Raw genomic sequence first — 15,952 nt, 5'->3', positions numbered from 1 at the left:
CAGCGACATCGCACGATCGGAGCGCCCATGTTTGACTTCTCGCCCAACGCATTGTTCGGCCAACTGCTGCTGGGCCTGATGAACGGCTCGTTCTACGCGCTGCTGAGCCTTGGCTTGGCCGTCATCTTTGGCATGCTGAACATCGTCAATTTTGCCCACGGCGCCCAGTACATGCTGGGCGCCTTCGCGGCGGTGGCGCTGGGACGCCTGGGCCTCGGCTACTGGTGGGCGCTGCTGCTCGCGCCGCTGGCCGTCGGCATCGTCGGCCTGCTGACCGAGCGCCTGTTCCTGCGCCGGGTGGCGAACCTGAACCACCTGTACGGCATGCTGCTGATCTACGGCCTCACGCTGGTGATCCAGGGCGCGATGCAGAGTACCTTCGGCGCGTCCAGCCTGCAGTATTCCGCTCCGGAACACTTCTCCGGCGGCATCCGGCTGCCCTTCCTGTTCCTGCCCTACTACCGGCTGTGGGTCGTCCTGTTCTCCTTGGCCGTGTGCGGCGGCACCTGGTACGTGATCGAGAGGACGCGCATCGGCGCGTACCTGCGCGCCGCCACGGAAAACCCGACCATCGTGCGGACCTTCGGGATCAACGTTCCCCTGCTCATCACGCTGACCTACTGCTTCGGCGTCGGGCTTGCCGGCCTCGCGGGCGTGCTGGCCGCCCCGATCTACCAGGTGCGCCCGATGATGGGCGCCGACCTGCTGATCATCGTTTTCGCGGTCGTCGTCATCGGCGGCATGGGATCGATCCTCGGCAGCATCGTGATGGGCTTCGGCCTGGGCTTGCTGGAAGGACTTGTTTCCTTCATTTATCCCCAGGCGTCGACCACGGCCGTCTTCCTGGTGATGGTGCTGGTGCTGATCGTGCGGCCGGCGGGGCTCTTCGGCTGGGTGGTGAGTGGGCCTGCCGATGCGATCGAGAACGAGGACACCTCGGACGTGACGCCGCGCGGCGTGCTCGTCTTCTGCGGCCTGGCGCTGCTGGTCGTCGCGGTGGCCCCGCTGTTCGTGTTTCCCTACGTGCTGATGCAGGCGATGTGCCTGGCGATCTACGCCCTGTCGGTCGGCTTCCTGATCGGCTATGTGGGACTGCTGTCCTTCGGCCATGCCATGTTCCTGGGCGCGGGCAGCTACGCGGCGGCGCACCTGGCGACCGCCTGGGGCGTTCCCAGCGACCTCGCGATGCTGGTGGGCGTCGTCGCCGCGGCCGTACTCGCCTATGCGGTCGGCCTCATCGCGCTGCGCCGGCAGGGCATCTACTTCGCCATGATCACGCTGGCCATCGCCCAGATGCTGTATTTCGCCGCGATGCAGGCTCCATTCACGCACGGCGAGGACGGGATCCAGAAGGTGCCGCAGACCGACCTGCTCGGGTTCTTGCCGCTCTCGAACCCGAAGGTCCTGTACGTCGTGGTCAGCGCGGTGTTCGTCCTCGCCATCCTCGCGCTGGCCCGGATCGTGAACTCGCCTTTCGGCGAGGTGCTGCGGGCGGTGCGCGACAACGAGGCGCGCGCAGTTTCGCTCGGCTACAACGCGGGCCGCTACAAGCTCGTGGCCTTCGTTATCTCCGGCGCACTGGCGGGCCTCGCCGGTGCGATGAAGGCGATCGTGTCGCAGAGCGCCAACCTGTCGGACATGCACTGGAGCATGTCCGGAGAAGCGCTGCTCATGGCGCTGATCGGCGGCATCGGTTCTCTGTACGGCCCGGTGGTCGGGGCGTTCATCGTATTTGCCATCGTGTATTACTTCGCCTCGCTCGGCGAGTGGGTGGTCGTCGTGCAGGGCGTGGTCTTCGTCGCCTGCGTGATGTTGTTCCGCCGCGGCCTGGTGGGCGAGGCGCTCGCGTGGTGGCAGGCCCGCCGCGCAAGGCGCGGCCCGACCGATGGCGTGACAGGCCTGGGCGGCCAGGGCCGCCAGGTGAATCCTTCCAGTGAGTAGCTTTCCGATGAACCAATCTTCCAGCACCGACGCGCCCCAGGTCGCCTACCCGCGCATCGCCCTTTTCGTGGACGGCGAGTGGATCCACGACCGGCCCGCCTTCTGCGAGGTGCGCAATCCGAGCGACGACACCGTCCTGGGCAGCGTGCCGGGTGCTATCCCGGCCGATCTCGAGCGGGCGCTGCAGTCGGCGGCCCGCGGCTTCGCGCTCTGGCGCGACACGCCCGCGCCGGAGCGGGCGCGGGTGCTGCTGTGTGCGGCCGAGCTGCTGCGAGCCCGCCGCGACGAGATCGGCCGCACCATCACCCTGGAGCAGGGCAAACCCTACGCCGACGGCAAGACCGAGGTGGAGCGCGCCTGCGGCTTTCTCGAGTGGGAGGCCGCGCAGGCACTGCGTGTCTATGGCAGCGTGCTGCCGTCCGAGCCCCGGATGCAGCGCCTCGTGTTCAAGCAGCCGATCGGCCCGGTGGCGGCATTCACGCCCTGGAACGTGCCCATCAGCTCGCCGGGGCGCAAGCTCGGCGCGGCGCTCGCTGCCGGCTGCTCCGTTATTCTCAAGCCCTCGGAGTTCACGCCGGGCGCTGCCTGCGCCTTCGTGCAGTGCCTGCAGGAGGCCGGCCTGCCCGCCGGCGTCGTCAACCTCGTCTTCGGCGACCCGGTGCTCATCTCGACCACCCTCATCGCCTCGCCGGTGATCCGCATGGTGACCCTGACCGGTTCGGTGCAGGTGGGCAAGCAACTGTCGAAGCTCGCGGGCGAAGCCATGAAGCCGGTGCTCATGGAACTCGGTGGCCACGCCCCGGTCCTGGTCTGCGCAGGGGTCGACGGCGCCCACGTGGCGCAGCAGGCCGCGGCGGCGAAGATGCGGATGGCCGGCCAGATCTGCGCCTCGCCCACGCGCTTCATCGTGCACCGCAGCGTCTACGACAGCTTCGTCTCCGAACTCTCCCGGATCGCCCGCGAGTTGCGCGTCGGCGACGGCTTCGCTGCCGGCGTGCAGGTCGGGCCGCTGATGAACGCGCGTCGCGTGGCGGCCATCGAGGGCCTGGTTCAGGACGCGCAGGCACGCGGCGCGCGGGTGGTGGCCGGCGGGCAGCGCATCGGACAGCGGGGGTGCTTCTTTGCCCCGACCGTGCTGGCCGACGTGCCGCTGGACGCCATGGCCATGAGCGAGGAGCCGTTCGGCCCGCTCGCGCTGTGCGTTGCGTTCGACACCCTCGACGAAGCGCTGGCGCTGGCCAACAGCCTCCCCCTGGGGCTGCAGGCCTACGCGTTCACCAACTCGCTGGAGGATGCCGAGCGCATCGGCCGCGAGCTCGAATGCGGCGCCCTGTCCATCAACCACATGGGCGCGCCCGGCGCGGATGCGCCTTTCGGCGGCGTCAAGGACAGCGGGCTCGGCCGCGAAAGCGGGCCGGGGAGCCTGGAAGCCTTTCTCGTGACGAAGACGGTTCTGCAGAAGACGACGCAGGTCTGAACACGCCACCCACTTGCAGACAGGAACGACAAGGAATGATATGAAGAAGACATCGACGAAAACGTGGTTGATCACGGGCGCGGACAAGGGCCTCGGCTATTTCACCGCCAAGGCCGCCCTGGAACGCGGCGACCGGGTGGCTGTCACGGTGCTCGCCACTGACGGCAGCCACAGCCTCGCGGCGCAGTACCCCGACCGGCTGCTGTCCATCCATCTGGATGCGCGTGACCACGCGCGCTGTGCCGAAGTGGTCGCGCAGGTCGAGCGCGCTTTCGGCGGCGTCGACATCCTGGTTAACAACGCGGGCTATGGGCTGATCGCGCTCGCGGAGGAAACGGGCGCGGACAAGTACCGGCCCCTGTTCGAGGTAAATTTCTTCGGCCTCGCAGAAATGACGCGGGCCGTCCTTCCCATCATGCGGCGGCAGCGCTCGGGCCACATCGTCAACCTGTCGTCCGTGGCGGGTTTCGCCGGCTCCGTTGGCTTCGGGTTCTACTGCGCGGCCAAGCACGCCGTCGAGGGCTATTCGGAAACACTCGCGATGGAGCTCAAGCACCTGGGCATCCACGTGACGATCGTGGAGCCGGGCGGGCACCGCAGCGATTTTGCCGGGGCCTCGCTGGTCACCGGCCTCACTGGCAGCGAGGACTACGCTGCCGCGAAGCAGCGCGTCGCCGAGTACCAGGAGCGGCGGCACGGCAAGCAGCCGAGCGACCCGGCCAAGTTCGGGCTGGCGTTGTGCCGCCTCGTCGACGCGGAGCAGCCGCCGCTGCGGCTGCCGATCGGCGAGGATGCCGTCAAGCTCGTGCGGGAGCAGACCGCGTCGGTGGCTGCCGAACTGGAACGCTGGACCGAGCTTTCGCTGTCGACCCGAGTCGACGAGTGAGGCTCGGGCGCGAGTGAACCGGGCCCGCGGGTGGCGAGGACGCAGGTTCGACGAGCAGCCGTGAGCGCGTCGCCGGTTCAGGCCAGGCCGGCCCGTCCTCAGCTCCGGCTGATCTGGATGTTGGCTTCCTTCACCAGCTTCTTCATCTTCTCTTCCTCACGGCGCAGGAAGGCGTTGAACTGCTCCGGTGTAGTCTGGGAGGGAAGCTCCTGTCCCAGGGCTTCGAGCCGCTCGCGCAGGTCGAGGTCGTTCTTGGCCTCTTCCGCGGCATCCGACAGGATCTTCAGGACCGCGGGCGGTATCTTGGCGGGCGCCATGAGGCCCAGGAAAAGTTCATAGGTCGATTCAACGTAGCCCAACTCGGCGAAAGCCGGGGTGTTGGGGAACGACGGCGAACGCGTTTCGGACGTGACCGCCAGCGCCCGCAGCTTGCCGGCCTTGATCAGTGCTCCCACCGAGGGTGAAGTCCCCATCATCAACGTGACTCGTCCGGACACCACGTCCGGGATTGCCAGGGGGATGCCCTTGTAGGGAATCAGTTGCAGCTTGATGCCGGCGCTCTGGGTAAACAGCTCCACGGGCATGTGAGACGTAGTGCCGATGCCCAACGACGCGAACGTGATGGTGCCGGGTGCTTTCTTCGCTGCAGCGACGAGTTCGGCGAGCGTCCTGAACGGCGACTGGCCGGAGACAACGAGCGCCATTGGCATCTTCGACAGGTAGGACACGCCCGTGAAATCGCTGGGGTTGTAACCCGCGCTCTTGTCCACATGGGGCAGGGTTACGACGGTATTGGCCGAAACGATCAGCGTATAACCGTCGGCCGGCGACTTGAGGACATGCCGCACGGCCAGCAGCGTTTCAGCGCCGGGCATGTTCTCGATTAGCACCGGCTGTTTCAGGTACTTCGACATGCGCTCGCCGTATACTCGGGCAACCGCATCACTCACCCCGCCGGGCGCACTCGGGATGACGAACCGGATCGGCTTGTAGGGGAAGGGTTCCTGCGACAAGGCAGCCGAGCACAGGGTCGTGCCGACGATCAGGGCCGCAGGGGTTTGGATGAATGCGCGTCTTTTCATTGGTTGCTCCTAAATTATCGGGTACATCAAGCAGGAAGGGCGCCTTCGCGAGAAGACAGGCTGCCGTCAGACGTTGTCATTCGAAATAACTCCAAGCGATGCCACGCCGGCTTTACGCCAGCAGTTGCAGCACCGATGCGACCGGCTTGCCCTCGCGCAGTCCTTTGACCGTAGCGATCAGTTCGTCGGGGTCGACGCGCGACTTGCCGTAGCCCAGGCAGTCGATGAGCTTGTCGCGAAGCTGCCCGGATGACATTCGCTTTTCCGGGCTCCCGGCAACGTTCTCGGTCGCCAGCTCGATGCGCTGTCCGTTACCCAGCTCCACATCGAAGAACACGGGAACCATGCCAAGGAACGGCAGGGCCTCGCCCGCCTCGATCGTGATCTTTTCGGCCGCGAAGGCGCCCACGCGAGGATCGCGGATCGTCTCCTCGGTGAAATCAGAGATGCGCACAGCGCCGCGCGCGAGGCCTACGGCCACCGTGTAGGCAATGCTGAACTGCGCGTCGACCACGCCCGCCGTCTTCGCGTCGAAGCGGCGCCCGACCATATTCACGGCCTGGCCGCTCACGCGGATGCCGATGTGCTTGATGTCCTGCGGGCGAACGCCGCGCTGGTGCAGTTCCAACGCCAGATCGATCGGCGCGTGCGTAAAGCGGCAGGCGGGATAGGGCTTCAGGCTCAGGTCGTTGACCAGGGCGCAGTGCTGCAGGCCCGGCTCGACGGCCTCGCGGTCGAACTTGCCGTCCTGGTACAGGTTGATGAAGCCGGCCTTGCCCTCGAAGACGTTGCGCGGCCCATCGATGCCGGCCTGCGCGAGCGCCGCGGAGAGCACGACGTTCTTGACCATCTGCGCGGGCTGGAAGCGCTTGGCCAGGCTGCCGTCGATGATCGACTGCAGGCTCCCCGCGGTCTGGGTGAGCTGGTGCCCGAGTGCGCTCACCGTGGTCTCGGTGTCCCAGCGGCGCAGCCGCGCCAGCGCCAGCACCGCGCCGACCGAGCCGCTGATCACGCTGTAGTTCCAGCCGCGCGACCCCTTCGGGCCGCCGGCGCGGCCGATGCGCATGGCGCCATCGACCCCGACGGCCAGCGCGGTGAGGAATTCGCGGCCGTCGCAGTCCGGCCGGTTCTCTTCCAGGTCGGCCAGCAGCGGCGGCAGCACCAGGCCATTGGCATGCAGCGGAACCTTGTCGTCGGTGTCGTCGTAGTCCAGCGCATGCATGCTGACTGCGTTCAGGAACGCCGCCCAGGGCGCGGGCGCGCGGCCGAAGCCGCCCCACACCGAGCAGCCATCACCGCCCCAGCGGCCGAGCGCGGCGCGGGCCTTCGCGAGGCCGGGCGACTGGGTGCCGGCGAGCGCGCAGGCAAGGCTGTCGATCAGCGCATCCACCGTGGCGTCCACCGTTTGCGGCGAAAGATCGCTGAAGTTGCGGGAAACGGCATTGCCGGCGAGGTGGTAGGCGAGATCCATGGCAGGAGGTAGGCAGTTGGCAACGGCAAAGTCTCGGTCCCACGGGCCCGACCGTCCAGTCGTCTTTCCTGCGCGCATGCGTCAGTTGCGCTGACGCTCCCGCTGGTAAGCGAGCCTGACGCTGGCAGCGAAAAAAGCGACTCGACACCGGCGCCGGCGGCCCGGACAATCGCAGGCTGCTGAACCCTCGCCCTCTGCGGATTCCACCATGCCGACCTCCACCGACCTGTCCTCCGACTTCGCCCACTTCGCCGCCGAGACCCGCTACGAAGACCTGCCCGCCGCCGCCGTCGAGGGCGCCAAGAAGAGCATTCTCGACACGCTGGGCGTGATCCTCGCGGCCAGCGGCGTGGAACCGGCCGTGCACGGGGTGGCGGAACTGGTGCGCGAGGGCGGCGGGCGCGCCGAGAGCTCCGTGCTCGGCTTCGGCGGCAAGGTGCCGGCCGTGATGGCCGCCTTCGCCAACGGCGCAATGGCGCACTGCCTCGATTTCGACGACCACGCACCCGAAGGCCACCACCCCAGCAGCTCCATCGTGCCGGCGGCGCTGGCCGTGGCGGAGCGCCGGGGCGGCGTCAGCGGCCGCAACCTGATCGCGGCGGTGGCCGCCGGCCAGGACATGTTCCTGCGCCTGCGCCGCAACGTGAGCTGGAAGCAGGACTGGCACCTGACGACGGTGCTGGGCGTGTTTTCGGCGGCGGCCAGCGCTTGCCGCGTACTGGGCCTCGACGCGGACAGGACCCTCAATGCCCTGGGCATCGCCAGCATGCAGTCCTGCGGCACCATGGAGCTGGCCTACGGCGTGGGCAGCGACCTGCGTGGCATGTACGCGGGGTTCAGCACCAAGGGCGCGGTGCTCGCGGCACTGCTGGCCGAGAAGGGCACCACCGGCATCCGCAGCGTGTTCGAGGGCAAGGCCGGCATCTTCAACGTCTACTTCGAGGGCAAGTACGACCGCGCGAAGATGCTGCGGGGCCTGGGAACCGACTATGACGGCGGCTCCATCCTCTTCAAGCCCTGGCCCTCCTGCGGGGCCTCGCACGGCTTCATCCACGCGACGCTGGGCCTGATGGGCGAGCACAAGCTCGCGCTCTCCGACATCGCCGAGATCCGCGTCAACGTCGGCGACTTCCAGCAGCAGTTGTGCGAGCCGATCGCCAGCCGGCGCCGGCCCGCCACGCCCGCCGACGCCAAGTTCAGCATTCCGTTCTGCGTGGCCGTGGCGGCGACCCGCGGAGCGGTCAAGGTGTCGGACTTCTTCGGCGCCAACCTGCAGGACCCACAGGTGCTCGCGGCCGCCGAGAAGGTGGTGCCGGTCGTCGACCGCGGCTTCGACTGGAAGGGCCACCTGCCCAAGGGCCGGCTGGACATAGTCACCCGCGACGGCCGCACCCTGTCCCGCGTCGGTGACAATGTCCCGGGCGATGCCGAGTGCCCCATGGACTGGGATTACCTGTTCGACAAGTTTCGCGACTGCGCATCCCTGGCCGCGGTGGCGCCTTCGGCCGCGAAGATCCGCCAGGCCCAGGAGATGGCGCGCCACCTAGAGGCGCTGGACGACGCCACCGAACTGCTGCGCGTGCTGGGCTGAGGAGAGGCGCGATGGATGCGACGCTCCTGCACCTGGCGCACTACGCCGTTGACACCGATTTCGACCAGCTTCCTCCCGGGGCGGCGCACGAATGCGAGCGGCGATTGGTCGACAGCGTGGCCTGCGCGGCCGGCGCCTTTCGCGAGCCCCTGTGCGAGACGCTGCGCGCCTTCACGCGACACTACGCAGGCGTGCCGCCGGCGCGGGTCTGGGGCACGGGCGCGGCCACGTCGATGGAGATGGCCGCCTTCGCCAACGGCACCATGGTGCGCTTCCTGGACTACAGCGACACCTGGCTAGGCCGGGGCGCGGGGCATCCCAGCGACATGATTCCGGCGCTGGTGGCGGTGGCCGAGGCCCACCGGGCGTCCGGCCGCGCGCTGGTCGCCGCCATCGTGGTGGCCTACGAACTCTATTGCGGGCTGTGCGAGGCTGCCGGCGCCGAGCGGCGGCTTGACCAGGCCACCTTCGCTGCAGTGGGCGCTGCCGCAGGCACCGGGCGTCTGCTGAGCCTTGACGAAGCCCGCATGGCCAATGCATTGGCGCTCGCCCTGGCACCCAACCTGCACTTGTACAACGTGCGCACCGGAACGTTGTCGGACTGGAAGGGCTGCGCGGGTCCCAACGGCGCGCGCAACGGCGTGTTCGCGGCACTGCTGGCGTGCGAAGGCGTCACCGGCCCCACGGCGCCGATCGAGGGAAAAGGCGGGCTGTTCGATCTGGTCGGGGAGTTCGAGTTGCGGCCGGGCGCGGGCACGCGCCCCTTGCTGATGGACACGCATCTGAAGCTTCATCCTGTCTGCTACCACGGCCAGTCCGCGATCGATGCCGCGCTGGCGTTGCGCTCGGCAGTGCCCCTGGAGCAAGTCGTCGATATCCACGTGGAAACCTACGAGGCCGCCTATCGCGCCATGGGCAGCGACAGCAGCAAGTGGGCACCGGCCACGCGTGAGACCGCCGACCACAGCCTGCCGTACACGGTAGCCATGGCGTTGCGGGAAGGCCGGCTGAGCTCGGCGGCGTATGGGAAGGATCGATTGAACGATGCGCTGACGAAGCACCTGATGGACAAGGTGCGCGTGACGGCCTCCGATGAGCTGACGCGCGGATACCCCGGCAAGGTCCAGACACGTGTCACGCTCAGCAGCGCGGACGGGTCCGTCCACAGCCACCTGCAGGAATGGCCCAAGGGTCATGCGGCCCAGCCGCTGTGCGACAACGAGCTGGAACAGAAATTCACGTCTCTCCACGAAGCTTGGGGCGACGCTGTGGCGACGCGCCGCACGCTCGAGGCGATATGGTCGGTTGACCAACTCGCCGACGTCACGCGGCTGGTCGACGCCCTCTGCCTGAATCGCTGAATGGACAGCCAGCGCCAGGGTTAACCCTGTGCCGCTGACTTGCTCATCACCTGCCGTGATGGCCCCTCTCATAAAACAGTAGTTTGCGGCGCTCCGCGAAGGACCTACAGTTCAGCATCATGGTCGAGTATTCCGTCATCACCGAAGGTCGCAACCACCTGGGTGAAGTGCCTCTATGGAGCGAGCGCACGCAGACCCTGTGGTGGGTGGACGTGATCCGCTGCGCCCTGCACGGGTTCGAGCCGTCGACAGGCCGAACGCACTGCGCCGTTGTACGTGGCGAGCGTCTTGGCAGCATTGCCTTGCGCGAGGACGGCGGGCTGCTGCTCGCCACCAGCGAGGGCATCGACACCTATGACCCGCAGAGCGGGACGCAGACGTACTTCGCGGGAAGGTCCAACTGGCGCCTGCGCAACGCTACAACGACGGGCGTTGCGACCGCCAGGGCCGCTTCTGGGTCGGGTCGATGAACGAGTCCATCACACCGGGTGGCTCGCTCTATCGCGTGGACCCTGATGGTTCGCTGACGCATTGCTTCGGCGACATCATCGTGCCGAACAGCATCGCCTTCAGTCCGGACGGACGCTTCTTCTACTTCGCCGATACGCGCCGGTTCGCGATCTGGCGCTTCGATCTCGACATCGACAGCGGGGTCATCTCTGATCAGACCGTTTTCGCACAGACCACCGGTCGTCCTGGTCGCCCAGATGGCTCTTGTGTGGACAGCGAAGGGTTCCTGTGGAATGCCGAATACGCTGGTGGGCAGATCGTGCGCTATGCACCCGACGGCCGCATCGATCGCATCGTTGCGCTGCCGGTTACGCACCCGACCAGCGTCTGTTTCGGTGGCCCGGCAATGGACACGTTGTTCATCACGTCCGGAAGCATGCACCTCGCAAAGGAGACTGCGACCAGCGAACCACTGGCCGGTGCCGTACTCGCCATCAATGTGGGCGTGAAGGGCCTGCCCGAACCTCGTTTTGGCAGTCCATCCAAATCAGGAGACAAATCATGAAATTTCCAAACAAGAGCCGCCGCCAGGCGCTCGCGACCCTTACTTCCGGCGCTGCTGCAGTTGCTTTGCCGGCGCTCACCTGGGCGCAGACATGGCCGACCCGGCCCGTGAACGTCGTCATTCCGTACCCGGTGGGTGGGACCACGGACGTGATCGCACGGACACTTCAGCCCGCTATGCAAAGCCAACTTGGCCAGCCGATCGTCGTTGATGCGAAAACAGGCGCTTCGGGCATGATCGCCACGCGTTTCGTCGCCCGCGCACCGGCGGATGGCTACACCGTGCTGTTGCAAACCAACGGCATCGTGATCACGCCGCACATCATCAAGAGCGCGGGTATCAACCCCATCCGGGATTTCGAGCCCGTCACGCTGCTGGCGGCCCAGCCCATGGTGCTGGTGACTAATCCGTCACTACCGGTGCGCAGCATCAAGGAACTCCTCGACTACGCCAAGGCCCATCCCGGGCAGATCGATTTCGGGTCCTCCGGCGCCGCCTCGAACGGCCGGCTCGCCACGGAGCAGTTCATGCGTCAGGCCGGCATCAGCATGAACCACGTGCCCTACAAGGGCATGGCCCCGATCACGCAGGCGCTGCTCTCCGGCGAAGTGAAGCTGATGCTCTCGTCCACCACGCCGCAGATCAATGAGTTCGTCAAGGCCGGCAAGCTGCGCTACCTGGGCGTTGCATCGCTGGAACCATCTGAACTGGTGCCAAACGTAGAGCCGATCGCCAAGACCCTGAAAGGGTTCCAGGCCGAGGTCTGGTACGGATTGCTGGTGCCGCGAGGTACGCCGCGAGAAGTGGTCGCGCGTATCAACGACGCCGCGCTCAAGGCGCTCGCAGTGCCCGAGAACCGCAAGATCATCGAATCGGCCGGCGCCGCCGCAGAAGGCAGCACGCCAGAGGCCTTCAAGAGTCGCATGGAACGCGAATACAAGGCGTGGGGCGAGATCGTCGCCCAGGTCGGCGTCACAGAGGACTAGAAAGGAACACATGTCAAGCTTTACTACCAGCGACGGAATCCAGCTCAGCTACTACATCGATGATTCCACGCGCCCCTGGCGCAAGCCCGACACCCTGCTGCTGCTGCATGCGGCCATGGGAAGCGCAAAGCGCTATTTCGCCTGGGTACCGCGCTTGTCCGGCCATTACCGTGTGCTGCGCATGGACATGCGCGGCCACGGCGCGTCCGAGCTTCCTGCCCCCGACAAGCCGCTGAACATGGAGCGGCTGGTGCAGGACGTTGTCGAGTTGCTGGATCACGCGAATTGCCAGCAGGCACACATTGCCGGCAACTCCGCCGGCGGGTACATCGGGCAGAACCTCGCACTCACGCATCCGGACCGGGTAAAGAGCCTGATGCTCTTCAGCTCCACGCCCGGCTTGCGGCAGAGTCAGTGGGGCGAGTGGCTGAAGCGCGTGGCGGAGATCGGACTGCGCAACTTCCTGGCCGAAAACATTCGGGACCGACTGCCGGTGGATCAGCTCGAGCCAGAGCACATTGAATGGTTTCTGGACGAAGCCGACAAGTTAGACGTCGACTTCGGCGGTCGCTTCGTCACGCTGATGACGCAGTTGGACTGGACAGAGCGACTGCACGAAATTCGCTGCCCGACGCTGATTGCGCGTCCGGGTCTGGCCAACATCGGTAGCGGCGACCAGTACGAGGAGATGCACCGGCGCATTCCCGATTCGCAGCTGATCACTTACGAAGGCCTGCCGCACCACCTGACAGACGCAGCGCCAGAGCGTTGTGTGGATGACGTGCTCGCCTTCCTGCGCTGGCGCTTCGGCGCGGCCTGAGAATGAACCGCGCACGGCGCGCGCCGGATCAGCCCGGCGCGCCTGTTCACATTTCAGAAGGAGGCCGACTCCAGCTCTCGTTTTGATTGCCGGCCCGTTGCAGCTGCGGCAGTGGCGGCTGGTCGTTGAGCATCGGCGAGGACCATGTCGGCGCACTTTTCGCCGATCATCATGCAGGGCACGCTGGTGTTGCCGGAAATAATGGTGGGCATGATCGACGCATCGGCCACCCGCAGGCCCGTGAGGCCGTGCACGCGCAGGCGCTCGTCCACCACGGCCATGGGGTCGTTGCCCATCTTGCAGGTGCCCACCATGTGCTGCGTCGGCAGGCCGGTCTGGCGGATGGCGTCCAGGATGGCTTCGTCGCTCTGCACCTGCGGCCCCGGGGTGGTCTCCGCGTCGATCAGGTCCCGCATCGGAGCAACCGCGGCGATGTCGCGGGCGCGGCGCACCGCGGCCACGGCGGTCTTGCGGTCGTATTCCGCCTCCAGGAAACGGAAGTTGATGAGCGGCGGCGCGAATGGGTCGGCCGAGCGGATGTGGATGTTGCCCGTGCTTTCGGTGCGCTGCACGTGCGTGTACATGAAGAAGCCCTCGGTGGCCGACATGCGCCGGCCGCGGCCGGTCTTGAGCTCGATGATGTAGGGGCTGACCACCATCATCACGTCCGGTTCCTTCAGCTCCGGGCGCGAGCGCGCGAACACCCGCATCGCGCCGTGCCCCTGGGCGATCAGGCCCTGGCGCAGGAACACCCAGCGCAGCACCTCCAGCCACAGGCGCCAGCCCCGGCCCTTCTTCGCCAGCGAAATGCCGGGCCGGTTGAAGGTCCATTTCATGGTGGCGGCGAAGTGGTCGCGCAGGTTCTCGCCCACGCCGCGCAGCTCATGCGCGACCGGGATGCCGTGCTGGCGCAGGATGTCCGGGTTGCCGATACCGGACAGCTCCAGCAGCTTGGGCGTGTTGGCGGTGCCGGTGGAGACGATTACCTCGCGCGTCGCGCGGGCCTCGTGCATCGCGCCGTCGCGCCGATAGCGCACACCGACGCAGCGCTTGCCCTCCAGGATCAACGACGTGGTCTCGGCGCCGGTGAGGATGGTCAGGTTGGGCCGCTTGCGCGCCGGCTGCAGGTAGGACGTCGCGGTGCTCTGGCGCTCGCCGTGCCAGGCAGTGAGCTGCGCCATCGCCACGCCTTCCTGCTTCTCGCCGCTGTAGTCCGGGTTGTGGGGAATGGCCGCCGCCTCCGCGGACTGGATGAACAGGTCGAAGAAGGAGCACAGCTTCCTGCTCTGAGTGACCTTGATCGGCCCGGTGCGGCCGCGGTACTCGTCCGAGCCGATCTCGGTGCTTTCCAGCTTCTTCAGGTAGGGCAGCACCTCGTTGTAGCTCCAGCCCTTGCAGCCCAGCTCGCTCCAGGTGTCGTAGTCGAGCTTCTGGCCGCGGTTGTAGACGATGGCGTTGATGGAGCTGCTGCCCCCCAGCATCTTGCCGCGCGGCACCGGGATCTTGCGGTTGGCGTGCGTTTCATTCGGCTCAGATTCGTAGCGCCAGTCCACCAGCGGGTTGTCCACCAGGTACACCACGCCCAGCGGCGGGCGCGTCCAGATGTAGCTGGCGTCCTTGGTGCCGGCCTCGAGGCAGAGGACCTTGTACTTGCCGTTCTCGCTCAGGCGGGCGGCGAGCACGCCGCCGGCCGAACCGGATCCGACCACGATGAAGTCGTAGCTGTTCGATTGCATGGTCAGTCCCCGTTGATGTAGACGCTCTTCTCGTACAGGAAGCCGTCGATGTGCTGCGCTCCCCCTTTCATGCCGTAGCCGCTCTGCTTGGTGCCACTGAAGCCCACCGCCGGATCCGCCAGGCCGTAGCAGTTAATCCACATCTTCCCGGCCTTGATGCCGTGCATCGCCTTCATCATCGTGCCGACATTGGAGGTCCAGACCGCGCCGCCCAGGCCGTAGTCGGTATCGTTCCCAAGCTTCAAGGCCTCGTCCACCGTGTCGAAGGGAATCACCGAAGCCACGGGGCCGAAGATCTCCTCGCGGGCGATCCGCATGTCGTTGCGCACGTTATTGAACACCGTCGGCGCGACGAAGTAGCCCTCGGCGAGCTGGGCACCGAGACGGTTGCCGCCCACTTCCAGGCGCGCGCCGTCCTCCTGGCCGATGCTCATGTAGCCCAGCACGCGATCGAGCTGGCGGCGCGAGATCAGCGGCCCCAGCTGCGACGCCGGGTCGAACGGATCGCCAACCTTGATCTTCCGGGTGTAGTCCACCAGCCGCGCGACGAACTCCTCCTGGATGCCGCGCTGCACGAAGATGCGCGTGCCGGCAGAACAGATCTGCCCGGAGTTGTTGAACACGCCCATCGCGGCGCCCGGCACCGCCTTGTCCAGGTTGGCGTCGGCGAACACGATGTCCGGCGACTTGCCGCCCAGCTCCAGCTGGATGCGCTTCATGTTGCCCGCCGAGGCCTTGATGATCTCGCGCCCGGTGACCGTGGAGCCGGTGAAGGCGATGCGGTCCACGTCCATGTGCGCGGCCAGCGCGGCGCCGGCCTCGCTGCCCAGGCCGGTGACGACGTTGATCACCCCTGGCGGCACGCCGGCTTCCAGCAGCAATTCGGCGGTGCGCAGCACCGTCAGCGACGCATCTTCCGCCGTCTTGATCACGCCGGTGCAGCCGGTGGCGAGCACGCCGCCCATGATCCACCACATGCTGATTAGCGGCGCGTTCCAGGGGATGATGCCGCCGACCACGCCCACCGGAGCCTTGAGCGTCAGCGTGGTGTAGTTGCCATTGAGGGAGTTGGGAACGGTCGTGCCGCTCCAGTTCAGCGCCTGGCTCGCGAAGTACATGACGGTCTGAATCAGGCCGTTCTTCATCGCCCGGGTGCGGGCGAGGGGCGCGCCCATGTCCAGCGACTCCAGCGTCGCCAGTTCCTCGTAGTTGCGCTCCAGCACTTCGCACACGCGCAGCATGAGGGCGTTGCGCTGGTGCGGCGTGAAGCGGCTCCAGGGACCCTCGAAGGTTCTGCGGGCGCAGGCGACGGCGGCATCCACGTCTTCCTTGCGGCCGCGCGCCAGGGTCGCGAGCACCTGCCCGGTGGCCGGGTTGAAGGTCTGGATGGTCTCGCCGGTCAGGGCCGGCTGCCACTTGCCGTCAATGAAATGGCCTTTGTTCGGGTTGGCCAGGAAAGGCGGGCGCACCGCCGCTGATGTTTCGCTCATGAACTGATCCTCACTGTAGTGGCGGCAGTATAGGAAGCGAGCGAGCCGAAGCGGAAATACTGTTTTCCGTGGCCCTCCATCGCTGAAAATGATGGA

The 15,952-nt window shown here is 66.8% G+C and carries 11 protein-coding genes and 1 pseudogene; 8 read left to right on the top strand and 4 right to left on the bottom strand.

All coding sequences use genetic code 11. From position 1 onward, the window contains the following. Window positions 1–27: 27 nt before the first annotated feature. Genes EUB48_RS15985 through EUB48_RS15975 form a run of 3 tightly spaced genes read left to right on the top strand, consistent with a single transcriptional unit; the run spans window position 28 to window position 4,304 of the window. Complete coding sequence (locus EUB48_RS15985; RefSeq protein WP_142820056.1) at window positions 28–1,941, top strand: ABC transporter permease; 1,914 nt, start codon at window positions 28–30, stop codon at window positions 1,939–1,941. 7 nt (window positions 1,942–1,948) lie between these two features. Beyond that, window positions 1,949–3,418 carry an NAD-dependent succinate-semialdehyde dehydrogenase gene (locus EUB48_RS15980; protein ID WP_142820055.1) on the top strand — a complete coding sequence of 490 codons (1,470 nt, stop codon included), beginning with the start codon at window positions 1,949–1,951 and terminating at the stop codon, window positions 3,416–3,418. A 40-nt stretch (window positions 3,419–3,458) separates the two neighbouring features. After that, window positions 3,459–4,304, top strand: a complete 846-nt coding sequence (locus EUB48_RS15975) for an oxidoreductase (RefSeq protein ID WP_142820054.1) — start codon at window positions 3,459–3,461, stop codon at window positions 4,302–4,304. Between the two features lie 98 nt (window positions 4,305–4,402). On the opposite strand, the gene EUB48_RS15970 is transcribed toward EUB48_RS15975, so the two are convergent. Together EUB48_RS15970 and EUB48_RS15965 are read right to left on the bottom strand one after the other, a co-directional pair. Continuing rightward, window positions 4,403–5,386, bottom strand: coding sequence for a Bug family tripartite tricarboxylate transporter substrate binding protein (locus EUB48_RS15970; protein WP_142820053.1), 984 nt, complete (start codon window positions 5,384–5,386; stop codon window positions 4,403–4,405). Between the two features lie 112 nt (window positions 5,387–5,498). Next, window positions 5,499–6,857, bottom strand: a complete 1,359-nt coding sequence (locus EUB48_RS15965; protein ID WP_168226764.1) for an MmgE/PrpD family protein — start codon at window positions 6,855–6,857, stop codon at window positions 5,499–5,501. Between the two features lie 208 nt (window positions 6,858–7,065). Between EUB48_RS15965 and EUB48_RS15960 the strand changes: the two genes are divergently transcribed. The 5 genes and pseudogenes from EUB48_RS15960 to EUB48_RS15935 all read left to right on the top strand — a co-directional run bounded on the left by EUB48_RS15960 (window position 7,066) and on the right by EUB48_RS15935 (window position 12,630). Further along, entirely contained in the window at window positions 7,066–8,448 is a 1,383-nt protein-coding gene (locus tag EUB48_RS15960; RefSeq protein WP_142820051.1) for an MmgE/PrpD family protein, read from the top strand. A gap of 11 nt (window positions 8,449–8,459) precedes the next feature. Next, window positions 8,460–9,809 (top strand): MmgE/PrpD family protein, encoded by a 1,350-nt coding sequence (locus tag EUB48_RS15955; protein ID WP_142820050.1) that lies wholly within the window; start codon window positions 8,460–8,462, stop codon window positions 9,807–9,809. A 119-nt stretch (window positions 9,810–9,928) separates the two neighbouring features. After that, window positions 9,929–10,824, top strand: a pseudogene (locus tag EUB48_RS15945) (SMP-30/gluconolactonase/LRE family protein). After that, complete coding sequence (locus EUB48_RS15940) at window positions 10,821–11,810, top strand: Bug family tripartite tricarboxylate transporter substrate binding protein (RefSeq protein ID WP_142820047.1); 990 nt, start codon at window positions 10,821–10,823, stop codon at window positions 11,808–11,810. Before EUB48_RS15945 ends, EUB48_RS15940 begins: the two are co-directional and overlap by 4 nt. Window positions 11,811–11,820: 10 nt before the next feature. Beyond that, window positions 11,821–12,630: an alpha/beta fold hydrolase gene (locus tag EUB48_RS15935; RefSeq protein WP_142820046.1), complete on the top strand. Its 810-nt coding sequence runs from the start codon at window positions 11,821–11,823 to the stop codon at window positions 12,628–12,630. A gap of 53 nt (window positions 12,631–12,683) precedes the next feature. Here EUB48_RS15935 and EUB48_RS15930 read toward each other — a convergent pair whose 3' ends face one another. Continuing rightward, window positions 12,684–14,366 carry a GMC family oxidoreductase gene (locus EUB48_RS15930; protein ID WP_142820045.1) on the bottom strand — a complete coding sequence of 561 codons (1,683 nt, stop codon included), beginning with the start codon at window positions 14,364–14,366 and terminating at the stop codon, window positions 12,684–12,686. Window positions 14,367–14,368: 2 nt separating this feature from the next. Continuing rightward, on the bottom strand, window positions 14,369–15,856 hold the full coding sequence (locus tag EUB48_RS15925; RefSeq protein WP_142820044.1) for an aldehyde dehydrogenase family protein: 1,488 nt from the start codon (window positions 15,854–15,856) through the stop codon (window positions 14,369–14,371). Between the last annotated feature and the right edge of the window lie 96 nt (window positions 15,857–15,952).

It is taken from the genome of Rhodoferax sediminis (assembly GCF_006970865.1).
Classification (GTDB): domain Bacteria; phylum Pseudomonadota; class Gammaproteobacteria; order Burkholderiales; family Burkholderiaceae_C; genus Rhodoferax_A; species Rhodoferax_A sediminis.
The sequence above is the reverse complement of the archived record's forward strand: the minus strand, read 5'-3'. Positions and strand labels throughout refer to the sequence as shown.

Excerpts from the sequence above, each read along its gene's own strand:
- EUB48_RS15985 (WP_142820056.1), top strand. The coding sequence starts at position 28 with ATGTTTGACTTCTCGCCCAACGCATTGTTCGGCCAACTGCTGCTGGGC.
- EUB48_RS15980 (WP_142820055.1), top strand. The coding sequence starts at position 1,949 with ATGAACCAATCTTCCAGCACCGACGCGCCCCAGGTCGCCTACCCGCGC.
- EUB48_RS15975 (WP_142820054.1), top strand. The coding sequence starts at position 3,459 with ATGAAGAAGACATCGACGAAAACGTGGTTGATCACGGGCGCGGACAAG.
- EUB48_RS15970 (WP_142820053.1), bottom strand. The coding sequence starts at position 5,386 with ATGAAAAGACGCGCATTCATCCAAACCCCTGCGGCCCTGATCGTCGGC.
- EUB48_RS15965 (WP_168226764.1), bottom strand. The coding sequence starts at position 6,857 with ATGGATCTCGCCTACCACCTCGCCGGCAATGCCGTTTCCCGCAACTTC.
- EUB48_RS15960 (WP_142820051.1), top strand. The coding sequence starts at position 7,066 with ATGCCGACCTCCACCGACCTGTCCTCCGACTTCGCCCACTTCGCCGCC.
- EUB48_RS15955 (WP_142820050.1), top strand. The coding sequence starts at position 8,460 with ATGGATGCGACGCTCCTGCACCTGGCGCACTACGCCGTTGACACCGAT.
- EUB48_RS15940 (WP_142820047.1), top strand. The coding sequence starts at position 10,821 with ATGAAATTTCCAAACAAGAGCCGCCGCCAGGCGCTCGCGACCCTTACT.
- EUB48_RS15935 (WP_142820046.1), top strand. The coding sequence starts at position 11,821 with ATGTCAAGCTTTACTACCAGCGACGGAATCCAGCTCAGCTACTACATC.
- EUB48_RS15930 (WP_142820045.1), bottom strand. The coding sequence starts at position 14,366 with ATGCAATCGAACAGCTACGACTTCATCGTGGTCGGATCCGGTTCGGCC.
- EUB48_RS15925 (WP_142820044.1), bottom strand. The coding sequence starts at position 15,856 with ATGAGCGAAACATCAGCGGCGGTGCGCCCGCCTTTCCTGGCCAACCCG.